The 15,865-nt window shown below is 71.4% G+C and carries 13 protein-coding genes; 4 read left to right on the top strand and 9 right to left on the bottom strand.

The window, feature by feature from the left end:
* Positions 1-52 precede the first annotated feature (52 nt).
* From mreD to ACIBEC_RS35915, 6 genes are all read right to left on the bottom strand, one after another.
* A complete protein-coding gene (gene mreD / locus ACIBEC_RS35940; RefSeq protein WP_360504112.1) occupies positions 53-697 on the bottom strand; it encodes a rod shape-determining protein MreD in 645 nt (214 codons plus the stop codon).
* Positions 698-700: 3 nt separating this feature from the next.
* Positions 701-1,630 (bottom strand): rod shape-determining protein MreC, encoded by a 930-nt coding sequence (gene mreC, locus ACIBEC_RS35935; protein WP_360504110.1) that lies wholly within the window; start codon positions 1,628-1,630, stop codon positions 701-703.
* A gap of 95 nt (positions 1,631-1,725) precedes the next feature.
* Complete coding sequence (locus ACIBEC_RS35930) at positions 1,726-2,751, bottom strand: rod shape-determining protein (RefSeq protein WP_360504176.1); 1,026 nt, start codon at positions 2,749-2,751, stop codon at positions 1,726-1,728.
* 322 nt (positions 2,752-3,073) lie between these two features.
* Positions 3,074-3,487 (bottom strand): nucleoside-diphosphate kinase, encoded by a 414-nt coding sequence (ndk, locus tag ACIBEC_RS35925; RefSeq protein WP_360504108.1) that lies wholly within the window; start codon positions 3,485-3,487, stop codon positions 3,074-3,076.
* Between the two features lie 108 nt (positions 3,488-3,595).
* The gene (locus ACIBEC_RS35920; protein WP_360504106.1) at positions 3,596-3,949 is read right to left on the bottom strand and encodes a DUF4233 domain-containing protein; all 354 of its coding nucleotides are present in this window, start codon (positions 3,947-3,949) and stop codon (positions 3,596-3,598) included.
* 1 nt (position 3,950) lies between these two features.
* Complete coding sequence (locus ACIBEC_RS35915) at positions 3,951-5,342, bottom strand: folylpolyglutamate synthase/dihydrofolate synthase family protein (protein WP_360504104.1); 1,392 nt, start codon at positions 5,340-5,342, stop codon at positions 3,951-3,953.
* 191 nt (positions 5,343-5,533) lie between these two features.
* Between ACIBEC_RS35915 and ACIBEC_RS35910 the strand changes: the two genes are divergently transcribed.
* From ACIBEC_RS35910 to ACIBEC_RS35900, 3 genes are all read left to right on the top strand, one after another.
* Positions 5,534-6,955, top strand: a complete 1,422-nt coding sequence (locus tag ACIBEC_RS35910) for a glycosyltransferase family 2 protein (protein ID WP_360504102.1) — start codon at positions 5,534-5,536, stop codon at positions 6,953-6,955.
* Positions 6,956-6,957: 2 nt separating this feature from the next.
* A complete protein-coding gene (wecB, locus tag ACIBEC_RS35905; RefSeq protein ID WP_396289847.1) occupies positions 6,958-8,133 on the top strand; it encodes a non-hydrolyzing UDP-N-acetylglucosamine 2-epimerase in 1,176 nt (391 codons plus the stop codon).
* Positions 8,134-8,295: 162 nt separating this feature from the next.
* Positions 8,296-9,846: a glycosyl hydrolase family 18 protein gene (locus tag ACIBEC_RS35900; RefSeq protein WP_360504098.1), complete on the top strand. Its 1,551-nt coding sequence runs from the start codon at positions 8,296-8,298 to the stop codon at positions 9,844-9,846.
* Between the two features lie 40 nt (positions 9,847-9,886).
* Here ACIBEC_RS35900 and ACIBEC_RS35895 read toward each other — a convergent pair whose 3' ends face one another.
* Positions 9,887-10,411: a hypothetical protein gene (locus ACIBEC_RS35895; protein WP_360504096.1), complete on the bottom strand. Its 525-nt coding sequence runs from the start codon at positions 10,409-10,411 to the stop codon at positions 9,887-9,889.
* 321 nt (positions 10,412-10,732) lie between these two features.
* Positions 10,733-13,369: a valine--tRNA ligase gene (locus ACIBEC_RS35890; RefSeq protein WP_360504094.1), complete on the bottom strand. Its 2,637-nt coding sequence runs from the start codon at positions 13,367-13,369 to the stop codon at positions 10,733-10,735.
* 190 nt (positions 13,370-13,559) lie between these two features.
* Between ACIBEC_RS35890 and ACIBEC_RS35885 the strand changes: the two genes are divergently transcribed.
* Positions 13,560-14,372 carry a hypothetical protein gene (locus ACIBEC_RS35885; protein WP_360504092.1) on the top strand — a complete coding sequence of 271 codons (813 nt, stop codon included), beginning with the start codon at positions 13,560-13,562 and terminating at the stop codon, positions 14,370-14,372.
* A gap of 44 nt (positions 14,373-14,416) precedes the next feature.
* Here ACIBEC_RS35885 and clpX read toward each other — a convergent pair whose 3' ends face one another.
* On the bottom strand, positions 14,417-15,706 hold the full coding sequence (gene clpX, locus ACIBEC_RS35880) for an ATP-dependent Clp protease ATP-binding subunit ClpX (protein ID WP_045696864.1): 1,290 nt from the start codon (positions 15,704-15,706) through the stop codon (positions 14,417-14,419).
* Between the last annotated feature and the right edge of the window lie 159 nt (positions 15,707-15,865).

The raw sequence follows: 15,865 nt of genomic DNA, 5'->3' as shown, positions 1-15,865 counted from the left end.
GTCTCGTGCGCTCCAGGATGCGGGGAAGTCGGGAGGTCGGGGGCCGGGCCGGTTACGGGCGGCGGGCGAAGCCGGGCACGCGCCGCTTCTTGTAGGACGGGCCGGACGAGACCTCGCGGGTGGTGCGGTAGCGGGCCAGCGAGCCGAGGCCCAGGCCTGGGCCGCTCTGGTCGTCGTCGGCGGCGGTCACCGGGTCGCGCCCGAAGCGGCGGCCGAGCAGCATCACCAGCGGCACCACGAACGGCGCCAGCAGCAGGTCGTACAGCAGGGCGCTGATCACCAGGCCGACGAGGCCGACGTGCCGGGCCGCGGTGTCGCCGACCAGGGCGCCGACCATGGCGTACAGCAGGGTGGAGGCGACGGCCGCGGCGCCCACCACCAGCAGCGAGCTCGCGACGGAGCGCTGGCGGCCGTGGTCGGGGCGCAGCAGCCCGGCGGCGTAGCCCATCAGGCAGAGCACGAGCGCGTAGCGGCCGATCGCGTGGTCGGAGGGCGGCGCGACGTCGGCCAGCAGGCCGGCCGCGAAGCCGACCAGGCAGCCGCCGGTGGGCCCGTAGACCATGGCGAGGCCGACCACGACGAGCAGCAGTATGTCCGGGGTGGCTCCCGGGAGCTGGAGTCGGCCGAAGACGCTGACCTGGAGGATCAGGCCGAACAGGATCAGGCCGGCGGAGACGGGGATGCGGGCGAGGCGCATGGCTCAGTTCCCCCCAGTGGGCTTGGCGGGCGCGGCGGCGGGGGCTTGTCCCGGGGTGGGCGCGGCGGGGGCGGGGGCCGGCGGCAGGACGGCGTCGCGCGGGTCGGCGCGCGGCGGCACGACCACCACGCCGACCAGGTCCAGGCGGGTGAACTGGACGAAGGGCTCGACCAGGACGGTCTTGGTCAGCTGGCCCGCGTTGGCCTGGACCTCGGTGACCTTGCCGACCGGGACGCCGGGCACGAACGGGCGGCCGCTCTGCGAGCCGAAGGTGACCAGCCGGTCGCCGGCCTTGACCTGGGCCTTGCCGTTGAGGAGGGAGACCTTCATCGGGCTGTCGCCGCCGCCGGAGGCGAAGCCGATCTCGCCGGTGCCCTCCAGGCGGGTGCCGGCCGAGAAGCCGGGGTCGGAGGCGAGCAGCACGGTGGCGGTGGTCGGGCCGACGGTGGTGATCCGGCCGACCAGGCCCTGGCCGTTGATCACGGTCATGTCGCGGGTGAGGCCGTCGTCGCTGCCGGCGTCGATGGTGATGGTCCAGGAGAAGCCCTGGGCCGGGCCGATCGCGATGACCTGGGCGGCCTTGACGGTGTAGCCGCCGGCGCCGGCGGTGCGCAGCAGGTCGTCGAGTTGCTTGGTGCGCCCGGTGGCCATGTCGGAGGAGGCGAGCTTCTGCCGAAGTTCGGTGTTCTCGCGGGCGAGCTGGTCGGTGCGGCCGTTGTTGGTGGCGGCGTCCCGGAAGGCCCGGACGGTGTTGGCGACCGGGTCGACGACGGTGGCGGCGCCGCGCTCGACCGGGCCGAGGACGCCGGCGGCCGCGTGTCGGGCGGGGCCGAGCGGGGAGTCCTCACCGCCCTTGATGTCGACGGTGATCAGCGCGAAGGCGACGGCCACCAGCAGGATGAGCAGTAGCCGGCTCTCTCGTGTGTCCCTCACGGTGCTGGTACTGCCCCTTCGTACCTGGCGGCCGCCCGGGGCTGTGGGGCCCGGGCGGCGGCCCGTTCAGTCGTGTCGGATGTTGTGCTGTGGTGCTAACGGCGCGGCTGTGCGTCGAGTACCTGCTGGAGCGCCTCGAACTCCTCGACGCACTTGCCGGAGCCGAGTGCGACGGAGTCGAGCGGGTTCTCGGCGATGTGGATCGGCATGCCGGTCTCGCGGCGCAGCCGCTCGTCGAGGCCGCGCAGCAGGGCGCCGCCGCCGGTGAGCACGATGCCGCGGTCCATGACGTCGCCGGCCAGCTCGGGCGGGCACTGGTCGAGGGTGGTCTTGACCGCGTCGATGATCGAGTTGACCGGCTCGTCGATGGCTTCGCGGACCTCGGCGGCGGAGATGACGACGGTCTTGGGCAGGCCGCTGACCAGGTCGCGGCCGCGGATCTCGGCGTGCTCGTCCTTCTCGCCTTCCAGGCCGAAGGCGCTGCCGATGCTCATCTTGATCTGTTCGGCGCTGCGCTCACCGAGGAGGAGCGAGTACTCCTTCTTGATGTGCTGGACGATCGCGTTGTCCAGTTCGTCGCCGGCCACCCGGATGGACTGGGCGGTGACGATGCCGCCGAGGGAGATCACCGCGACCTCGGTGGTGCCGCCGCCGATGTCGACGACCATGTTGCCGGTGGGCTCGTGGACGGGCAGGCCGGCGCCGATGGCGGCGGCCATCGGCTCCTCGATGATGTGCACCTGGCGGGCGCCGGCCTGCGAGGAGGCCTCGATGACGGCGCGGCGCTCGACGCCGGTGATGCCGGAGGGGACGCAGACGACGACGCGCGGGCGGGCGAGGTAGCGGCGGCGGTGGATCTTGAGGATGAAGTACCGCAGCATCCGCTCGGTGATCTCGAAGTCGGCGATCACGCCGTCCTTGAGCGGGCGGATGGCGACGATGTTGCCCGGGGTGCGGCCGATCATCTTCTTGGCTTCGGCGCCGACGGCGAGGATGCCGCCGGTGTTGGTGTTCACGGCGACGACCGACGGCTCGTTCAGGACGATGCCCTTGCCCCTGACGTACACCAGCGTATTGGCAGTTCCGAGGTCGATCGCCAAGTCGCGGCCGATGAACGACAGGTTGCTCGCCATGGGGTGTGGGTGCCTTCCCGGGCTCGGAGTTCATGAGGGGTGGACGACTGCGTGCGCCCACGCTTGGGCGGAGACCAGCTGAGCTGCCTTACCGGGCCCTTGAGTCGCGTCCATCGTAGTCACGCCGCACGGTACGGACGTCGACGTGGGGCATACCGTCCATTGTCCGGAGCGTGATCGCTTCTCCGAGGATTGGGACGCCGTGTCGGCCCCCCCAGTTCCCTATTTCACGATAAGAATGCCCCGGCCGGGCCAATGGTCCCGACCGGGGCAGTCCCAAGGTCCTCCGGGCGTTGTCGCCCGGCCCGACTCAGGCGTGCGCCGGGAAGAAGATCTTGATCTCGCGCTCGGCGGACTCCGGGGAGTCGGAGGCGTGGATCAGGTTCTCGCGGGTGATCGTCGCGTAGTCGCCGCGGATGGTGCCGGCCCCGGCCTCCAGCGGGTTGGTGGCGCCGGCCAGCATGCGGATGCCGCGCACGACCTCCTCGCCCTCGACGATCAGCGCGAGCGACGGGCCGGAGGTCATGAACTCCAGCAGCGGCTCGTAGAACGGGCGGCCGACGTGCTCCGCGTAGTGCTGCTCCAGCGTCGCCCGGTCGAAGGTGCGCAGCTCGATCGCGGCGAAGCGCCAGCCGGCCTTGCGCTCGATGCGGCTGATGATCTCGCCGGCCAGGCCGCGGCGGACGGCGTCGGGCTTGAGCAGGACGAGAGTGCGCTGGGACACGGTGCGTCTCCTGGGGATTCGGTTCGGCAGACAGTCGGGTCGACGAGTGGGCCGACACGGCAGAGATTACCTTGCGTACACGGCGTGTCGGTGCGCTGGTCCGGGGCCCTAGGCGGGTACGGCGGCGGCCTCGGTGGCGGCGGCGCGGGCGGCCTTGAACGCGTCCACCTTGCGGCCGTAGTGCACCGAGCACCACCACAGGCCGGCGAAGACCACGCCGAGGCCGAACATGGTCGGCAGGACGAAGCCGCTGGCGATCAGGCCGATCTGCAGCGCCCATCCGATCTGCACCGCGCCGGGGCGGTTGATCATGCCGCAGAGCGCGATGCACAGGGCCATCGCAATGCCGCTGACCGTCCAGATCTCCCCGGTGGAGACGTCGGTGAGCCGCATCGCGACCAGCGCCGCGAACATGACCAGGAGTGCCTCGCCGATCAAGGTCGAGGAGCAGAGCGTCCTCATGTCACTTCCTCCCGAGCAGCAGGCGGGCCTCGCCCACCGTGATGACCGATCCGGTGACCAGCACGCCGGCGCCGCCGAGGTCGCCCTCCTCCTCGGCCAGGGTGACGGCGGCGGCGATGGCGTCGTCGAGGCGGGGCTCGACCTGGACGCGGTCCTCGCCGAAGACCTCGACGGCCAGGGCGGCGAGCGCGTCGACGTCCATCGCGCGGTGGGTGGAGTTCTGGGTGATGACGACCTCGGCCAGGATCGGCTCGAAGGCCTCCAGCACGCCGGCCACGTCCTTGTCCCCGGAGGTGCCGATCACGCCGACGAGCCGGGTGAAGCCGAAGGACTCGGTGAGGGCGGCGACGGTGGCGCGGGCGCCGTGCGGGTTGTGCGCGGCGTCCAGGACGATCGTGGGGCTGCGGCGGACGATCTCCAGGCGGCCCGGCGAGGAGACGCCGGAGAAGGCGTGGCGGATCTTGTCGACGTCGAGCTGTCCGCCGCGGGCGCCGCCGACGCCGAAGAAGGCCTCGACCGCGGCCAGGGCGAGCGCCGCGTTGTGCGCCTGGTACTCGCCGTGCAGCGGGATGAAGATGTCCTCGTACTCCTCGCCGCCGAGTCCGCGCAGCGTGACCAGCTGGCCGCCGACGGCGAGTTCGCGGCGGATCACGCCGAACTCCAGGCCCTCGCGGGCGACCGTGGCGTCCACCTCGACGGCGCGGCGCAGGATGATCTGGGCGGCGTCCAGCTGCTGCTGGGCGACGACGGCGACGGCACCGGACTTGATGATCCCGGACTTCTCGACGGCGATCTCGCCGGTGGTCTCGCCGAGCTTGTCGGTGTGGTCGAGGCCGATCGGGGTGATCACGGCGACGGCGGAGTCGATGACGTTGGTGGCATCCCAGGAGCCGCCCATGCCGACCTCGACCACGGCGACGTCCACCGGGGCATCGGCGAAGGCGGCGTAGGCCATGCCGGTCAACACCTCGAAGAAGGACATCGGCACCGGCTGCGCCGCATCGACCATCTGCACGTAGGGCTCGATGTCGCGGTAGACCTCGACGAAGCGCTCCGGGCTGATGGGGGCGCCGTCCAGGCTGATCCGCTCGGTGACGGACTCCACGTGCGGGCTGGTGTAGCGGCCGGTGCGCAGCTCGAAGCCGTTGAGCAGCTGCTCGATCATCCGGGCGGTGGAGGTCTTGCCGTTGGTGCCGGTGATGTGGATGGAGGGGAAGGACCGCTGGGGCTGGCCCAGGATGTCCATCAGCGCCTCGATCCGGTCGAGCGAGGGCTCCAGCTTGTTCTCCGGCCAGCGCTGGGAGAGTTCCGTCTCCACGTCGCGCAGGGCGTCGCCGGTGCCGTTGTCGGCGGGGCGGATGGTGTACGGGTTCGGGTCGGCCTTGTCGCTCACGACCACAGTCTACGGAGCGGTGGCGGGCCGTCCTCACAGGGTGAGAGCCGGGGTGAGAACGGCCACTTTGCCCCGTCTTTGCCACTACCGCCCAGTTTGATCCCTTTACTATTCATTTAGCGATCTGCAATAAAGCATCGATTCGCAACCAACAGGAGTCGCCAGCCTTTGATTACGAGGAGCACCGCGCCATGCCCGACGCCCTGCACGACTGGATCACGCTGCGCCAGGACGCCATCGTCTGGGTCGCCGGACTGATCTCGCTGGCCCTCGTGGGCTACATGGTGCTCGTCTTCGGACGCTTCCTCGTGTACTGGGCCGGCTCCCGCCACGCCTTCCGGCACAACCGGCCCGCCGAGCCCGGCGACCCCGCCGCCTTCCGCTGGCACCTGGTGATCCCCTGCCGCGACGAGGAGGCCGTGGTCACCCAGACCCTGGACGGCCTGCGGACCAGGGCGCCCGAGGCCCACCTGTGGGTGATCGACGACGACAGCGAGGACGCCACCCGCGACCTCGTGCTCGCCGCGGCCGCCCGCGACCCGCGCGTCCACCTCGTCCAGCGCCGCCGCCCGCACGCCCGGATCGGCAAGGGCGCCGCCCTCAACGCCGCCTACCGGGAGATCTCCGCCTGGCTGCCGGAAGGCACCGACCGCTCCCGCGTGGTGATCGGCGTGGTCGACGCCGACGGCCGGCTCGACCCGGGCACCCTCGCCCAGGTCTGCAACGACAAGGCACTCGGCCGCCCCGACACCGGCGCCGTCCAGATCGGCGTCCGGATGCGCAACGCCGACGACGAACACCCGCTGCCCGGGCGCGGCCGCGCCGCCAACGCCCTCGCCCGCGCGCTCGTACGGATGCAGGACGTCGAGTTCCAGGCCAACAACGCCGGCATGCAGCTGCTGCGCCGCCGCACCGGCAGCGTCGGCCTCGGCGGCAACGGCCAGTTCGTCCGGCTCACCGCCCTCGACTCGCTGACCGTCGAGGAGGGCCGGGCCGGCCGCCCCTGGCCCGAGCGCGCGCTGCTGGAGGACTACGAGTCCGGGCTGGACCTCCGGCTGGCCGGCTGGCGGCTCACCCACGTCACCGAGACCCAGGTCTCCCAGGAGGGCCTGGTCTCGCCGCGCCGCTTCCTCACCCAGCGCACCCGCTGGGCCCAGGGCAACATGCAGTGCCTGCGCTACACCGGCCGGGTGCTGCGCTCCCCGCACTACACCTGGTCCGGCAAGGCCGAGGTGATGTACACCTTCCTGCAGCCCGTGGTCTGCGTGCTGCTGGTGCTGCTGGTCCCGCTCTCGCTCGGGATCACCACCGCCGGGCTGGTGCTCTTCCCCGCCGAGACCGCCGACTTCCGGCTCCGCTTCGGGCCGTGGATGCTGCTCGCCTTCGTCCTCGCCACGCTGCCGATGGTCTTCTGGGGCCTCGCCTACCGCAAGGCCGTCCACCCCGACCGCGGCCGGCTCACCGGGCTGCTCTGGGGCGTCCTGGTCTGGCTCTACGCCTACCACCTCTTCGTGGTCGCCGCCCGGGCCGCCGTCCGGCTGCTGCTCGGACGCAACGGCTGGGCCAAGACCCGCCGCAACGCCGAGAAGGTCACCCTCGGCGCCCCCGCATGAGCATGTGCCTGCCCCCGTCCAGCGTCGCCGTCGTCCTCGGGACCCGCCCCGAGCTGGTCAAGCTCGCCCCGCTGATCCACGAACTCGGCGACGCCACCCGACTGGTGCACACCGGCCAGCACTGGGACGAGGCGATGTCCGGCCGCTTCCTGCGCGACCTGGACCTGCCCCGGCCCGAACTGCTCACCGGCGTCGGCGGCCGCCCCCGGGCCGGCCAGATCGCCCAGTCCCTGGGCCAGCTGGACGCCGCCTTCGCCGAGGACCGCCCCGCCGCCGTGGTCGTCCAGGGCGACACCAACGCCACCCTCGCCGGGGCACTGGCCGCCAACGCCCGGGAGATCCCGCTGGTCCACGTCGAGGCCGGGCTGCGCAGCTTCGACCGAGCGATGCCCGAGGAGCACAACCGGGTGATGGTCGACCACGTCTCCGACCTGCTCTGCGCCGCCACCGCGGACAACGTCGCCAACCTGCGCGCCGAGTCCCTGGCCGAGGACCGGATCGAGCTCACCGGCAACACCGTCGTCGAGGTGGTCCGCCGTCAGCTGCCGGACGAGGCCGCCCGCGCCGCGCTGCTCGCCGCGTACGGGCTGCGCCCGGACGGGTACGTCCTGGCCACCGTGCACCGCCCGGAGAACACCGACACCGCCGAGGCGCTCGGCGCCGTACTCGCCGAGCTGGACCGGACCGCCCGGGCCGGCACCCCGGTGCTGTTCCCGATGCACCCGCGCACCCGGGCCGCCGTCGAGCGCTTCGGCCTGGACGGCCTGCTCGCGCGACTGGCCGTCACCGGCCCGGTCGGCTACGCCGACTTCCTGGGCCTGGCGAGCCACGCGGCACTGCTGGTCTCCGACTCCGGCGGCGTGCAGGAGGAGTGCACCGTGCTCGGCCGTCCACTGCTGGTGGTGCGCCGCTCCACCGAGCGCCCGGAGGCAGTGGCGGCCGGCTTCGCCGCGCTGGTGGCGCCCGGCGAGGAGCTTGGCGGACTGGCCCGCGCCTGGCTCTCCGACACCCCCGAGCGCCTCACCCGGCTCGCGGCCACCCCGAGCCCGTACGGCGACGGCCTGGCCTCGGCCCGGATCGCCGCGCTGACCGCCGCGCTGACCGCCGCGCTCGCCGAGTCCGCGCCTGGGTCCGAGTCCGGGTCCGCCGGGGCCCCGGCGCCGCTTCTGGCCGCCTAGCTCCCTCTTGACAGCCGGATTGGTCTACTCCACCTTGTGAGGCAAGTCTCCTTTCCCGACAGGGACTTGAGTTGTCGGTAGCTCCCGCAATCGCACCATCGACACCCCGGACCGCGCTCCCCCACGAAGCGCCGCCGGGCCTCCCCCACTGGAGACGGAGTCATGCCACCTGCCCGACACCGGCGCCCGCGCGCCGTCCACTCCCTGCTCGCCGGAGCGAGCGCCGTCGCCCTCGGCCTGAGCGGGCTCGTGCTCGCCGGCGGCACCGGCGCGCACGCCGCCGACACCGACCTGATCACCAACGGCGGCTTCGAGACCGGGAACCCGACCGGCTGGACCTGCACCGGCGGCACCGTCCAGAGCACGACCGCGCACTCCGGCCGGTACGCCCTGCAGTCCACCCCGGGCGCGGGCGACACCGGCGAGTGCACCCAGACCGTCGCGGTGAAGCCCTCGTCGTCGTACACGCTGAGCTCCTGGGTCCAGGGCTCGTACGTCTACCTGGGCGCCCGCGGCACCGGCGGGACCGATCCGAGCACCTGGACGTCCTCGCCGGGCTGGGCCCGGCTGAGCACGAGCTTCACCACCGGCCCCGACACCACCGGCGTCACCGTCTACCTGCACGGCTGGTACGGGCAGCCGGCCTTCCTCGCCGACGACGTCTCGCTGCTCGGCCCCGGCGGCCCGCAGCCCTCCCCGAGCCCGACCGCCACCGCCACCCCGAGCCCGAGCCCGAGCCCGACCGCCACCCCGACCGGCACCACAACCCCCACCGCCACCGGGAGCCCGACCGCCACCTCGACGGGCCGGCCGCCCGACCTGCCGAAGCACATCCTCACCGGCTACTGGCAGAACTTCGACAACGGGGCCACCGTCCAGCGGATCAGCGACGTCCCGGCCGCCTACGACGTCATCGCGGTCTCCTTCGCCGACGCCACCGCCACCCGCGGCGGGCTGAGCTTCACCCTCGACCCCGCCCTCTCCTCCCGCCTCGGCGGCTACACCGACGCCCAGTTCAAGGCCGACATCGCCGCCAAACGGGCGGCCGGGAAGCGGGTGGTGCTCTCGATCGGCGGCCAGAACGGCACGGTCTGGGTCGGCGACTCCGCCTCCGCCGCGAACTTCACCAGCACCGCGTGGGCGCTGATGCAGAGCTACGGCTTCGACGGGATCGACATCGACCTGGAGAACGGCATCAGCGCCACCTCCATGAGCCAGGCTCTGCACGCCCTGGCGGCGAAGGCAGGCAGCGGATTCATCCTCACCATGGCGCCGCAGACCATCGACATGCAGTCGACTGGTATGGAGTACTTCAAACTGGCGCTGAACGTGAAGGACATCCTCACCATCGTCAACATGCAGTACTACAACTCCGGCGCGATGAACGGCTGCGACGGCAACGTCTACGCGCAGGGCACCGAGAACTTCCTCACCGCGCTGGCCTGCATCCAGCTCAAGGGCGGGCTGCGGCCCGACCAGGTGGGCCTCGGGGTGCCGGCCTCGACCAGCGCGGCGGGCGGCGGCTACCTCGGCGCCGGCACCGTCGTCAACGCGCTGGACTGCCTGGCCTCCGGCACCGGCTGCGGCAGCTACAAGCCCGACGCCACCTGGCCCGGCATCGGCGGTGCGATGACCTGGTCCACAAACTGGGACGCCAGGGCGGGCAACCCGGTCGCCGGCACCATCGGCGCCCACCTGCACGCCATGCCGTAGGCGCGGCAGGCAGCAGCCTGCGGCGGGCCCGGCGCGGGGCTCAGACCCCGGCCCGGGCCTCCGGCACGTGCGCGGCACCGCCGTGCCGACGGCGCAACTCGGCGGTGATCTCAGCCAGTTCACCCTCGGGCAGCAGCGGCAGCATCATCGCGACGCCCTGCAGCAGACCGCCCAGCAGGAAGGTGGTGTCGGCCGTCGAGGCGACCAGGCCGCGGACCTCGGCCACCTCGCCGGCCGCCACCGCCTCGATCAGCCTGGCGGCGTCCGCGCCCTCCTCGTCCACCGCGACCGCGCCGGTGTCGGCCGGGGCCCGCCGGGCCATCGCCCGCAGCACCCTGTCGCCGACCTCGGGGGCGTACGCCTTGCGGACGGCCTCGGCGGCGATCCAGGTGAGCAGGGTGGTCACCTCGCGCTCGGCCTGCTCGGCGAACAGCAGGTCCAGCTCCTGGTCGAACGCGAGCTGATTCCCGTGCCGGAAGGCGAGCAGCAGGGTCGCCGCCCTGGCCTTCGCCTCCTCGACCATCTCGGCAGGCAGTTCGTCGGCCAACTCCTCGGTCACCACCACGCCGTGCCCTCCCGTCCGTCGCCCATCAGGGACACCCCGCAGGAACGCTCAGCGGAAACGTCCTTCGGAAACTCCGTGCACACCGTACACATCCGAACCTGCAAACTTCCGCGAACGCGCGCGGGCAAGACCGGAATCAATTCGCTCGGAATAGGACCTCACCCGGTCCAGGATGAATATTCGCCGGAAGGGAGCAATGTTCCTGCGCTATTAGGCGTAATGAAAGCGTCCCGCAGCGGAACCGGCAGCGGAGACCGCGAAACGCCGAGGGGCCGCACCCCGCGCGTCGCGGAGTGCGGCCCCTCACGGGCCGGTACGGGCTCAGCCCTGCGGCAGCGCCGCGAGCTGGGCGGTGATCCGGGCGATGTCGGCCTCGGCCGCCTCCTGGCGGACCTTGATCTTGGCGACCACCTCGTCCGGCGCCTTGGCGAGGAACGCCTCGTTGCCGAGCTTGGCGGTGGTCTGCGCCTTCTCCTTCTCGGCGGCCGCGAGGTCCTTGGCGAGGCGCTTGCGCTCCGCCGGGACGTCGATGGTGCCGGAGAGGTCCAGCGAGACGGTGGCGCCGGCGACCGGGAGCGAGGCGGTGGCCACGAAGCCCTCCTCGGGGACGGTCAGCCGCAGCAGCGAGCGGATCGCGTCCTCGTGGACGGCCAGCACGGTGCCGTCGAGGTCCAGCTGGGCCGGGACGCGCTGCCGGTCCTTGAGGCCCTGGCTCACGGCGAACCGGCGGACCTCGGTGACCACCTGCTGCAGCGTGGCGATCTCCGCCTCGGCCGCGGCGTCACGGTAGCCGCTGTCGGTCGGCCAGTCGGCGATGACGACCGACTCGGCCCCGGTGAGCGTGGTCCACAGCGTCTCGGTGACGAAGGGCACGATCGGGTGCAGCAGCCGCAGGGTGACGTCGAGGACCTCGCCGAGCACCCGGCGCGCGGCGTCGGCCTGCGGGCCGCCCTTGGCCAGGGTGGTCTTGGAGAGTTCGACGTACCAGTCGAAGACCTCGTCCCAGGCGAAGTGGTACAGCGCCTCGGAGAGCTTGGAGAACTGGTAGTCCTCGTACAGCCCGTCCACCTCGGCGACGGTGCTGTTGAGCCGCGACAGGATCCAGCGGTCGGCCGCGGTCAGCTCCTCCGGCGCGGGCAGCGGGCCCTCGACGGTGGCGCCGTTCATCAGCGCGAAGCGGGTGGCGTTCCAGATCTTGTTGGCGAAGTTGCGGGCCGCCTGGACCCAGTCCTCGCCGATCGGCACGTCGACGCCCGGGTTGGCACCGCGCGCGAGCGTGAAGCGCAGCGCGTCGGAGCCGTACTTGTCCATCCAGTCCAGCGGGTTGACGACGTTGCCGAAGGACTTCGACATCTTCTTGCCGTTCTGGTCACGGACCATGCCGTGCAGCGCGATGGTGTGGAACGGCGGGGTGCCGTCCATCGCGTAGAGACCGAACATCATCATCCGGGCGACCCAGAAGAACAGGATGTCGTAGCCGGTGACCAGGACGGAGTTCGGGTAGAACTTCGCGAGGCTGTCGGTCTGCTCCGGCCAGCCGAGCGTGGAGAACGGCCACAGGCCGGAGGAGAACCAGGTGTCCAGGACGTCGGTGTCCTGGTGCCAGCCCTCGCCGGTCGGCGGCTGCTCGTCGGGGCCGACGCAGACGATCTCGCCGTTCGGGCCGTACCAGACCGGGATGCGGTGGCCCCACCACAGCTGGCGCGAGATGCACCAGTCGTGCAGGTTGTCGACCCAGTCGAAGTACCGCTTCTCCATCTCCTGCGGGTGGATCTTGACCTTGCCGTCGCGGACCGCGTCACCGGCGGCCTGGGCGAGCGGGCCGACCTTGACCCACCACTGCATGGACAGCCGCGGCTCGATGGTGGTCTTGCAGCGCGAGCAGTGGCCCACCGAGTGGACGTACGGGCGCTTCTCGGCGACGATTCGGCCCTCGGCGCGCAGCGCGGCGACGATCGCCGAGCGGGCCTCCAGGCGGTCCAGGCCGAGGAAGGGGCCGTGCACGGTGATGACGGCGTGCTCGTCCATGACGGCGATGTTCGGCAGGTCGTGCCGCTGGCCGATCTCGAAGTCGTTCGGGTCGTGCGCGGGCGTCACCTTGACAGCGCCGGTGCCGAACTCCGGGTCGACGTGGGCGTCGGCGACGATCGGGATCCGGCGGCCGGTCAGCGGCAGCTCGATCTCGGTGCCGACCATGTGCTTGTAGCGCTCGTCCTCCGGGTGGACGGCGACCGCGGTGTCGCCCAGCATCGTCTCGGCGCGCGTGGTGGCGACGACGATGGAGTTCTCGCCCTCGCCGTAGCGGATCGAGACCAGCTCGCCGTCGTCGTCCTGGTACTCCACCTCGATGTCCGAGATGGCGGTCAGGCAGCGCGGGCACCAGTTGATGATGCGTTCGGCGCGGTAGATCAGCTCGTCGTCGAAGAGCTTCTTGAAGATGGTCTGGACGGCCTGGGACAGGCCCTCGTCCATGGTGAAGCGCTCGCGGGACCAGTCCACGCCGTCGCCCAGGCGCCGCATCTGACCGGAGATCTGGCCGCCGGACTCCGCCTTCCACTTCCAGACGCGCTCGACGAAGGCCTCGCGGCCCAGGTCGTGGCGGGACTTGCCCTCCTTGGCGAGCTCGCGCTCGACCACGTTCTGGGTGGCGATGCCGGCGTGGTCCATGCCGGGCTGCCACAGGGCCTCGAAGCCCTGCATGCGCTTGCGGCGGACCAGGGCGTCGATCAGCGTGTGCTCGAAGGCGTGGCCCAGGTGCAGGCTGCCGGTGACGTTCGGCGGGGGGATGACGACGGTGAACGGCGGCTTCTCGCTCTTCGCGTCGGCCGTGAAGTAGCCACGCTCTACCCAGCGCTCGTACAGCTCGCCCTCTACGTCCGCGGGGGTGTAGGTCGTCGGGAGGGTTGCTGCTTCGTCCCCGGTGGTGCTCACGGGGCGCTGGTTCGTCGTGTCGGTCACGACGCACAGTTTACGTAACCGGGGGGGCGGGTTACGAACCGCTTTCGGTCCGCGGACGCGCCACGCCCGAACGGGCCCCGGACGGGCACCGTGCGGTACCGTGCCCGGGCACTCGTCCGGTTGACCGGACGTGCACGGAACGACTCCACACCACGACAGGCCGCGGGTGCGGCGGGGGAGCACAGAGCAGATGTACGGCCAGGGACAGCAGTATCCGCAGGGTCAGCCGCAGCCGCAGCCTTACGGGGGCCCGCCGCAGTACGGCCAGCCGCCGCAGCAGCAGCCCTACGGCGCCCCGCAGCCCCAGTACGGCTACCCGCCGCAGCAGCCCTACGGCGCGCCCCAGCAGCCGTACGGCGTGCCGCCGCAGGCGCCGTACGGGCAGCCGGGCTACCCGGTGGCGCCGCCGCCGAAGGGCAAGGGCGGCCTGGTGATCGGTCTGGTGATCGGCGCGCTGGTGCTGGGCGGCGGCGGTTTCGCCGCCTGGAAGTTCCTCGGCGGCGACGCGGGCGGCAAGTACAAGATCACCGCCCCGCAGACCCTGGCCGACGGCTACGTCCAGAAGTCGGCCAAGGAGCAGGCCGCCGACATGAGCAAGCCCGGGGCGTCCAAGTTCGGCACCGACCTGCAGGTCCTGGTGGCCAGCTACAGCAAGGGCTCGGACGCGCTGGACACCTTCTCGGTGGTCGGCGTCTACGGCAACCTCAACGACCCCGCGCAGATCATCGAGGACTCCAAGAAGGACGGCGACGGCCTGTCCACGACGATGACCGACTTCCCGGCACAGGACGCCAACAACTCCTCGGCGAAGCTCTCCTGCGGCACGTCGACCATGCTCGGCAAGCCCGGCCCGACGATCTGTGTGTGGGCGGACAAGTCCACCACCGGCCGGGTCTCCTTCACCAAGGTCAGCCTGAGCGGCAGCAGCGGCCAGCCGCTCACCGCCGAGCAGGCGGCCGCCAAGACGCGGACGATCCGCGACGCCATGGTCGTCGCCAAGTAGCACCCCCCTTCGCATGACCGGCGTCGGTGCGTGACGGGCGTCGGTCAGGCGCTCTTCTCGCGGCGCTCGCGCTTGATCATGTCGCGCGGGACGAGGGTGGGGATGGCGTGCTTGGAGACGACGTCCCCGGTGACCACCACGCGGGCGACGTCCTGGCGCGAGGGGACCTCGTACATCACGGACATCAGCACCTCCTCCATGATGGCCCGCAGACCGCGCGCGCCGGTGCCGCGCAGGATCGCCTGGTCGGCGATCGCCTCCAGCGCGTCCCGGGAGAACTCCAGCTCCACGCCGTCCAGTTCGAAGAGCTTGCGGTACTGCTTGACCAGCGCGTTGCGCGGCTCGGTGAGGATCTGCAGCAGCGCCTCGCGGTCCAGGTTGTGCACGCTGGTGATCACCGGCAGACGGCCGATGAACTCGGGGATCATGCCGAACTTCACCAGGTCCTCGGGCATCACCTGGCGGAAGTGGTCGCTGGCGTCCGACTCCCGCTTGGAGCGGATGTTGGCGCCGAAGCCGATGCCCTTGGCACCCGCGCGGCCCTCGATGATCCGCTCCAGGCCGGCGAACGCGCCGCCGACGATGAACAGCACGTTGGTGGTGTCGATCTGGATGAACTCCTGGTGCGGGTGCTTGCGCCCGCCCTGCGGCGGCACCGAGGCGGTGGTGCCCTCCAGGATCTTCAGCAGGGCCTGCTGCACGCCCTCGCCGGAGACGTCCCGGGTGATCGACGGGTTCTCGCTCTTGCGCGCGACCTTGTCGATCTCGTCGATGTAGATGATCCCGGTCTCGGCCTTCTTGACGTCGTAGTCGGCCGCCTGGATCAGCTTGAGCAGGATGTTCTCGACGTCCTCGCCGACGTAGCCGGCCTCGGTCAGCGCGGTGGCGTCCGCGATCGCGAACGGCACGTTGAGCATCCGGGCCAGGGTCTGCGCCAACAGCGTCTTGCCGGAGCCGGTGGGGCCCAGCAGCAGGATGTTGGACTTGGCCAGCTCGATGGCGTCCTCGCGGCCGTTGCCGCCGCTGCGGCCCGCCTCGCCGGCCTGGACCCGCTTGTAGTGGTTGTAGACGGCCACCGACAGCGCCTTCTTGGCGAGGTCCTGGCCGACCACGTACTGGTCCAGGAACTCGTAGATCTCGCGCGGCTTCGGGAGTTCCTCGAAGCGCACCTCGGAGGTCTCGGCGAGTTCCTCCTCGATGATCTCGTTGCACAGGTCGATGCACTCGTCGCAGATGTACACGCCTGGGCCGGCGATCAGCTTCTTCACCTGCTTCTGCGACTTGCCGCAGAACGAGCACTTGAGCAGGTCGCCACCGTCTCCGATGCGTGCCACGAGGTGCTTCCCCTTCGCCAGGGGCCCCGCAGGGGTTCCGGGGCCTGGTGCTGTGGACCGTCAACGCCGACGGCGCTCGGTCTCGCTATCCGACGGTACTCTGCCGGGCCCGTGATTCCGTCCTCTTCGCCGGGTCTGCCCTACGCCCTGGGCGAATTG

This window comes from Kitasatospora sp. NPDC051164 (genome assembly GCF_044455625.1).
Lineage (GTDB): Bacteria > Actinomycetota > Actinomycetes > Streptomycetales > Streptomycetaceae > Kitasatospora.
This window is presented reverse-complemented; position numbering and strand designations above follow the sequence as displayed.